This window comes from Microvirga tunisiensis (genome assembly GCF_009296175.1).
In the GTDB taxonomy this organism is placed as follows: Bacteria; Pseudomonadota; Alphaproteobacteria; order Rhizobiales; family Beijerinckiaceae; genus Microvirga; species Microvirga tunisiensis.
Genome location: NZ_VOSK01000296.1, coordinates 1 through 7,601 on the forward strand (window position 1 = coordinate 1; position 7,601 = coordinate 7,601).

The 7,601-nt window shown below is 60.0% G+C and carries 6 protein-coding genes; 4 read left to right on the forward strand and 2 right to left on the reverse strand.

Annotation, left to right across the window (positions count from 1 at the left end; translation table 11 throughout):
• The coding region (locus FS320_RS34335; protein ID WP_192926244.1) for a transposase at nucleotides 1-176 on the forward strand (176 nt) is incomplete at its 5' end.
• A 432-nt stretch (nucleotides 177-608) separates the two neighbouring features.
• Nucleotides 609-1,073: a hypothetical protein gene (locus tag FS320_RS34340; RefSeq protein ID WP_152716870.1), complete on the forward strand. Its 465-nt coding sequence runs from the start codon at nucleotides 609-611 to the stop codon at nucleotides 1,071-1,073.
• Between the two features lie 49 nt (nucleotides 1,074-1,122).
• Here the strand turns inward: FS320_RS34340 and FS320_RS48740 are convergent, their stop codons facing one another.
• Entirely contained in the window at nucleotides 1,123-4,116 is a 2,994-nt protein-coding gene (locus tag FS320_RS48740) for a DNA translocase FtsK (RefSeq protein ID WP_244627570.1), read from the reverse strand.
• Nucleotides 4,117-4,671: 555 nt separating this feature from the next.
• On the opposite strand from FS320_RS48740, the gene FS320_RS34350 reads away from it, so the two are divergent.
• The gene (locus FS320_RS34350) at nucleotides 4,672-5,286 is read left to right on the forward strand and encodes a peptidoglycan-binding domain-containing protein (protein ID WP_152716871.1); all 615 of its coding nucleotides are present in this window, start codon (nucleotides 4,672-4,674) and stop codon (nucleotides 5,284-5,286) included.
• Nucleotides 5,287-5,430: 144 nt separating this feature from the next.
• Here FS320_RS34350 and FS320_RS34355 read toward each other — a convergent pair whose 3' ends face one another.
• A complete protein-coding gene (locus tag FS320_RS34355; protein ID WP_152716872.1) occupies nucleotides 5,431-5,790 on the reverse strand; it encodes a DUF3572 domain-containing protein in 360 nt (119 codons plus the stop codon).
• A gap of 261 nt (nucleotides 5,791-6,051) precedes the next feature.
• On the opposite strand from FS320_RS34355, the gene FS320_RS34360 reads away from it, so the two are divergent.
• Entirely contained in the window at nucleotides 6,052-7,260 is a 1,209-nt protein-coding gene (locus FS320_RS34360) for a hypothetical protein (protein ID WP_152716873.1), read from the forward strand.
• Nucleotides 7,261-7,601: the final 341 nt, after the last annotated feature.

Below are 7,601 nucleotides of genomic sequence, written 5' to 3' on the forward strand. Positions count from 1 at the left end.
ATCTCGCCCGGGCGGAGTTCGCAACGCTGCGGTTGCGCCTGCTCAAGATCGCCGTGCGGGTGCAGGAAACCACCAGCCGCATCCGACTGGCCTTTGCCTCGTGCTGTCCGGAAGCGGATCTCGTCCGCCGTCTTGCGAGCGCTCTGGCACCCCAGCCCCGGGCGGCCTCGCCCTGAGCGCCGGGGCTGCCATCGCCCCGGTCATCCCATCCCGTCCCTGCCAACGCGTTCCCCACGTTCCAGACCTTGCCGCGGTGAAAGAAACGCAGCGGATCGGCACGCCCGCGCTACCAAATAGGCCCCGAAACAAACTCTGGTGAATAGGAACGGCTAGGCCGGCTGCTGGAGCCTAAGATGAGTTCGTATTGTCTACGGCTCCGCTTGATGGGTATACCGTCGCTGTCGAGACCTGAGGCGAAAGGAGGCATTCGGTGGCGCTCACAACCAAGGTCATCGATGGCGACCTCCTCATGCTCCGGATCATGTTCCCCGATGGCAGCACGGCGACGATGACAGCCGGCAGGGACGGCAAGAGCGTCAGCGTGGCTCCCGATGATAGGGACATTACCGAGAGGCTGTCCGTCTATCTTTCATTGGAGCACCGACAGGGTGGGCGAACCGGGCTATCCGTTCACCAGCCTCAGCCAGATGATCTATGGAATGGAGACACTGGCCCGCTCCGCGATGAGTGTGGAACAGTTCATTGAGGGGCTGCGGGAAGTGCTAGAAGTGGCCGATAAGCATCCGGCGCCCGAGGTCGGCGTCAGAACTCCATCACTCACTGTCGTAGACCTGAGCCCGAGTGGCAACGGGTGGTTTGTCCATGCCCGCTTCCAGAGCGGAGAGCGCTTCAAGCTCGCCATCAACAAGGCCAGCATCGGCTGGGTCGCAGACCCCCGGGAACCCACGCGTGATAAAGAGGTCATGAAGCTCCTCTCAGGAGTGAAGGGTGCCCGGGTCTCGTCGGATGAAGACCTTGCGCTGCTCGCAATGGAGGTAGCGCATTATTCGTCCGACATCGCCGGGTGGCTCCACGGATTGCACTCAGCCATCTCCGAGAAGTTGAAGCCCTAGAGGGAAGCTCCCTTTTGCCGCATGCCGGGAAGAAGTCTGTTCAATCGCCCTAGTCCTCGAACTCGCCGCGCAGGATCTCTCGCTTGCCGGCATGGTTGGCGGGACCAACGATCCCTTCCTTCTCCATCCGCTCCATGATGGAAGCCGCCCGGTTATAACCGATCTGCAGCCGGCGCTGGATGTAGGAGGTTGACGCCTTTCTGTGCCGCAGGACGATGCTGACGGCCTGCTCGTAGGCATCACCTGACGCGAAACCGGCATCGTCCTCATCGATAAGCAACTCGGGAACTTCCAATTCCTCCGGTGCCTCATCGTCAGCTGTGACGGCGTCGAGATAGACTGGCTCACCCTGGCGCTTGAGGTGATTGACCACTTTCTCGACTTCCGTGTCCGAGCAGAACGGCCCGTGCACCCGGGTGATCCGGCCGCCGCCGGCCATGTACAGCATGTCGCCCTGGCCCAGAAGCTGCTCGGCCCCCATCTCGCCCAGGATCGTGCGGCTGTCGATCTTCGAGGTGACCTGGAACGAGATCCGGGTCGGGAAGTTCGCCTTGATCGTGCCGGTGATCACGTCCACCGACGGGCGCTGGGTCGCCAGGATCACGTGGATGCCGGCCGCGCGCGCCATCTGGGCCAGGCGCTGGATCGCGCCCTCGATCTCCTTGCCGGCCACCATCATCAGGTCGGCCATCTCGTCGACGATCACCACGATGTAGGGCAGCGGATCGAGATCCATCACCTCGTCCTCGTAGATCGCCTCGCCGGTCTCGCGGGCAAAGCCGGTCTGCACCGTGCGGGTGATGGTCTCGCCTCTGGCCTTGGCCTCGACCACGCGGGCGTTGAAGCCGTCGATGTTGCGCACCCCGAGCTTCGACATCTTGCGGTAGCGGTCCTCCATCTCGCGCACCGCCCATTTGAGGGCGACGACCGCCTTCTTCGGGTCGGTGACCACGGGGGTGAGCAGATGGGGAATGCCGTCATAGACCGAGAGCTCGAGCATCTTGGGGTCGACCATGATCAGGCGGCACTCGGCCGGCGAGAGCCGGTAGACCAGGGACAGGATCATGGTGTTGATCGCCACCGACTTGCCCGACCCGGTGGTGCCGGCGACCAAGAGGTGCGGCATGCGGGCGAGGTCGGCGATGACGGGTTCGCCGCCGATGCTCTTGCCGAGACAGATCGGCAGCTTTTGAACCAACGTCCCGAAATCAGTCGCATCCAGCATCTCGCGCAGGTATACAGTCTCACGGGTCGCGTTCGGCAGCTCGATACCAATAGCATTACGGCCCGGGATCACCGCCACTCGAGCCGAGACCGCGCTCATCGAGCGGGCAATGTCCTCCGAGAGGGCAATGACCCGCGAGGATTTGACGCCCGGCGCAGGCTCGAGCTCGTAGAGCGTGACCACCGGGCCCGGATGAACATGGATGACCTCGCCTTTGACGCCGAAGTCGCGGATGACCTTTTCTACCCGCCCGGCCCTCTCCTCGAGAATGTCCTCGGTCAGGATCTCTCCCTCGCGCGGCGGCGGCTCGGCAAGAAGCTCAATGGAAGGAAGCTGGTAAGAGGCGAACCCAGAACGCTGAGGCACTGCGGGAGGGGGCAGCATAATGAGTTGCGGCCCGATGGCAGCCTCCTTCATGGAGGCGTCGATCTCCGCATCCTGGGCCGGGATCATCATTTCCTCAGGCAGGACTCCTTGCACAGCCTCGATTACCTCGACAGAAGCGGCAGCATCCAATTCACGATGCTCCTCCTCCAGCACCTGCTCCGGCAGCTCACCTGCGGTGGCAAATTCACCCTCGATCGAGGCGCTCTCCGGGATGGAGGTTGGCTCCTCCACGATGGCGGCTTCCTCCATCGCCGGAGCATCCGGCGCACGTCGCAAGGCGACCTTCGCCTCGGCTCTCAACGTGGTCTGGATACCAGCAATATCCTCCCCGCACAGGGTGAGGTATCCAAGGTCGACTTCCTCTGTCTGTGTCTCCTCCACGTCGGAGCTCATGTCCTCGATGACTTGCGCGACTTCTCTAATGCCATCCTCACCAAGCGCGAAGGTCGCGACCTCTTGAACCATGGCCTCCAGAACCCCATTCTCGGTTCCGGTGGTCTCAGCTATCTCACATGCGTCATTGATGCTGATGCGGGTTTGATCACCAATCTCCTCCGATTGCTGGCTTAGTTCCTGCCGCGGCGCCATGCACCCGTCCAGCGATTGCGGCTCCAAGAGCTCAGCGGCACCCTCGCACACTTCCAGTTCCGAGTACCCGTCAAAAAAGATGGCCTCGTGCTCTATCACCTCGGAGCCGCGCGACTCCTCATGGGGTCCAGCTTGGAGTGTCTGGACTCCCCGTTCGTCGGCGACTGCGTCAACTTGCGTGAGAAACGGGTGCTTCAGCGAGACCTCGATGCGGTACAGCGCCGACTGAAAAGCGGACGGAACGAACATCGTGGACGGCATGGTGAGGAAGGTCATCTGGGGCTCTGGTACGGACTGGGAAACCGTTTCAACAGTGACGGAAACGGGTACCTGAACACCATGTGCCTTAGATGCGGAGGGCGACTCGACTTGCCTTGGGGTGTCTGGCGCCTCACACTGCTCCACAGAGGGAGTAGGGAGCGGCTGCATGGCCCCTTGCGCCTTGTGGGCGAAGGTCTTGACCGGGGGAGCCTCCATGGCGGCGCGAAGCCTTTCAATGCGCTTGTGGATCTCGTCCTCGGGCTTGTTCATTGCGACTTCGGCCAAACGATCCGCGTTCATCAGCTGGCCCGTCGGAAGGTCGAACACGTTCGTTTCCGGTGACTTCCTGATGAACTTGTCGGGGGTGCGCGTGGACCGCACGCCCTGGTCAATCGCGAAAGCCTGCCACCAACCGGGCTCGGCTTGGCCCATGGCCAGCCACGGCTCCTCCCAGTTAGTACTGGGGCCGTTGTTCATACCTTGGAATGGCAGGGCATCACTCTCATGCGATCCCCTTGGGGCTCCATCCTCGGTCCGGATAGCGGACGGGAGATAATCGTTCGGCATGGAGATCTTACGCATGGATACTAACAAAGCTCGCAAATGGCGCAGTGGGTGCCTGTCGCACCCACACTCTGGATGAGGCAGGTAAATACCCAGTTATTGGGACGAGCGACCATGCGTTCCCGCTATGGCGCCTCAAGGAGGAACGTTTCAATGCCACACAGACGAAGAGGCGGATGGGGGTGGTGAGAATGATCACTCGAAGCATAATGAGTGGTGCTGGAGTGCTCTGCTTCTTGGACTCACGGTTGACGATGTCCTAAATTCCGTAACGCATCGTCAAAACGGCTGCCTACACTGACCTAAACCTTCGATCCTGATCACTGGAATGCGAATAGCTGGGTATGCCTGTCCTGGGTGATAGAATAGCGCACAGCGATACAATCCGCTTCAGCGCATCCTGCATCAAGCAGTCTGCTAATACCAATTAACGGCTCAAGTTTGCGTTTGATTAACCCTGCGAAGACAAAGGTCCAGTACGGTCTCAATTGCGTCACAAGCTCGACCCAATGCGGAGCTGATCTGAGCACACAACGCTCTCAGAAAATCAGCTAACAATCCGCGAGTAAGCGCATGAGCTATGTAAGAAATTACGCTGGGTTACAGCTCGGAGCAACAGGAATAGGTCTCCTGGCTGCTACAGCAATCGGCTGTGGTCTATTCGTGTACTCAGTCCTGTCCAAGAGTTCTGAGGACCATGCGCTCCAGAGTGAGATTTCGCAGCTGCGACAGCAGATTGAGACCGTCACCGCAGAGCGCGACCAGTTGGCGAAAGAAAATGAACGGAGAATTCTGGCAGGCCAAGATCTAAACACGACACTAAGGCGGATCGAGGCAGCCACCGAAGAACTCCAGCAGTTGCACTCCCTGCGGGCAACCGTGAGTCAAGCGATTGAGCAGGCCCGCCTTCAGCTCACTGGACCGTCAGATCAGCCTATTGCGACAACGGAAAGCCCGGCGGCCAGCACGACATCATCAGTTCGCCTTTCTAAGAAGGAGATCCGTGCGGCGCAGGAAGCGCTCGTTGATTTTGGGTACGGAAAACTCAAAGCTGATGGGTCACTTGGCCCCTCTACTCGCAAAGCCGTTGAAGCCTTTGAACGAACCAAAGGTCTTCCTGTCACAGGCAAACTGGGAACTGCGACTCTGCAGGCTTTGCGAACCCACACGGCCGCGGTAACACAATAGTCCCTCTGCGAGTATTCTTTCACCACTTACAACGGGTAGGTAGCCTGCTCGAGGAGGTTTGAGCCACCGCTCTCACTCCCGATAAGTCTCGGTTAGCGGGTGTGAGCCAGAACCGTCATACGGATGGCTGCCGCTTTAGCCGCTTTAGTGGAACAGGTTGCGCCTCGGTAGCTGAGGAGTTGCAGCGACTTTCGCATTGAGCGGCTTTTCCTCAGGCTCCGGCGACAGATGCACAATAGCCGCCAAGATCGCAGCGGGCCGGATCTTCAGGTCCTGATCGATTGCCTTGAGAAGTTCATCGTCCTTCGCCACATACTCGAGGACGCCGAGAAGAAAATGCGATGAGGTGGCCGACTCGCGGATGGTCTCAGGCTGAAGGCCAGTGATGTTTAGAAACTGAATGATCCGGTCTACATCCGCGACGATGAAGTTTAATACCTGGATGGCAAGACTCTCGGCGTCGGCCCGACCAATAATTACCCTTCCCTGAAATGTCTCAGCCATGTCGTTTTCCGTTAGGTCCCAGTATCTGTAAGCGCCTGAGTATAATAAACACCCTGACCTGTGACGATAGTAGCACGGGCCAATTCTGGTATTTGCCCGTTTACCCAATGCGCGAGAAGCATCATCTGGAGGCCGTTTGAAGTTTGAAGGGATAGATGCTAATCCCCGCCCACCCTCATAACTTCTTCCTAGCCAGGGCGGTCCAAGACACCGTATCGCGCCTGCCTTGAAGGCCATTGTCTAAAGATCAGGATTATTCAGATGCCCGGCATCGCACGTCAGTTCGAGCCGCAGATTACCCGCAGTGGCGGCGCTCCCTCCAAGTACCGTTTTACCGCCCGATGCTCTGGGTGCCATAAGACGGACGCCTATGAATCCAGTAAGTCTGTAGGTGACGATTTCATCAAAGGCTACTTCAAGGACCGCGGCTGGCTTCTCGGACGCGATCGCGCCTATGACCTGTGCCCGGCTTGCTTGGCACCCCCCCGCGAGGCTCAGCAGTCTCGCCCGGTCAACGCGGCGAGGCGCCACAGGTCACCAGAGGCTGCGAACCATTCACAGCAGCTGACCAGCCCTGCAGACAAGCGGTCTCGGGACACCGCTGATATTCTGGCCCGCCATCTGGGTAAGCCTGAAGTGCTCGCCGAGGAGGTCTTCCGTCCCAAGCCCGCGCAGGCCCCTCGCCCGTCGGCTCCGCATACACTCCAGCAGGCCGGATCAGCCCCTGCCCTGTCGCCGGAGGTGGAGCAGTCCCTGACCGGAATGGCTGCGGATCTGAAAGGCCTCCGCTCCAACATGGAGCTCATGGCCGAACAGGTCAGCAAGCTGGTGGCGCTTGGCCGTCAGCAGATCGAGGCCATCGCACGCCTGGCGCCTCTGGTGGTGCAGTCGGCGGAAGGGATTGCCGGTGGTCTGCGGGAGGTTGTCAGTGCGGTCCAATCTCGCCCGAGCCTGCCTTTTCCCACAGTTGAGGCCACAAAGCCTGCAACTGAGGCCGTGACGGTTGAGGAGAACCCCTCATTACAGCTTAATCTCCTCCAGGAGGCGGACCATCCAATCGTCCCGGAACCAGGGCCTGCACCAATAGTGGCGGAGACGAGGAAGCCATCGCAGCAAGGCCGACGCCTTAAGAGGAACAAGGCACTCGCGCCTAAGGCGGGCTCTGTGCCGATCGTGGTCAAGTCGATTCCCGATGCCAAGCGCTCGGATCGGTTCTACACCATCATCCGACTGCCACGAACGTTGTGGGACCAGGCTGGCTTTGATCCGGATGACCGCCTGCTGCTCGACTGGAGCGGGAAGGCCCTGACCATCGAACGTGCGACCGAGGGCGGGGTGAAGCCGAAGTCGATCGGTGATGCTTCTGTGGTTCTGCAATCCTGGAAGCTCGGCAACCTCAACTTCGACCACGTGAAGATGCACAGTAGAGACGCTTCCTTGCGTCTGACGGCAACGCCGTCGCTCGTCTGATATCCCTGCCTTGAAAGGGGATCTGAAACTTATCACCGAAAGCGATGGGGGGCAGAACGCGCAGCTGCATCGTGGGTGGGGATGCAACGCAAACCATCCGGCACTCGCGACCAGACAGCCTAAATTGCACACCGTTGAAGCGCGAACGCCCCGACTGAAATCACTTCCAAACTCCAGTCAGGGCGCGTGCGATGCCGTTTGCAACACCGCGCCACTAGATCCTCGACACAGTGATTTTGACCGGTTGGCCTGCCGTCTCTTGTGACGGCACTTCGAAGCGGTGCGGGATCTGCAAGTGGATTGATCCCCATTGGACGGGGCCTCGGTACCAGATGCGAAGT

What these genes read in the sequence shown, in the direction of transcription:
- FS320_RS34355 (WP_152716872.1), bottom strand. Translation starts at nt 5,790, where the DNA reads ATGGCTGAGACATTTCAGGGAAGGGTAATTATTGGTCGGGCCGACGCC.
- FS320_RS48740 (WP_244627570.1), bottom strand. Translation starts at nt 4,116, where the DNA reads ATGCGTAAGATCTCCATGCCGAACGATTATCTCCCGTCCGCTATCCGG.
- FS320_RS34350 (WP_152716871.1), top strand. Translation starts at nt 4,672, where the DNA reads ATGAGCTATGTAAGAAATTACGCTGGGTTACAGCTCGGAGCAACAGGA.
- FS320_RS34360 (WP_152716873.1), top strand. Translation starts at nt 6,052, where the DNA reads ATGCCCGGCATCGCACGTCAGTTCGAGCCGCAGATTACCCGCAGTGGC.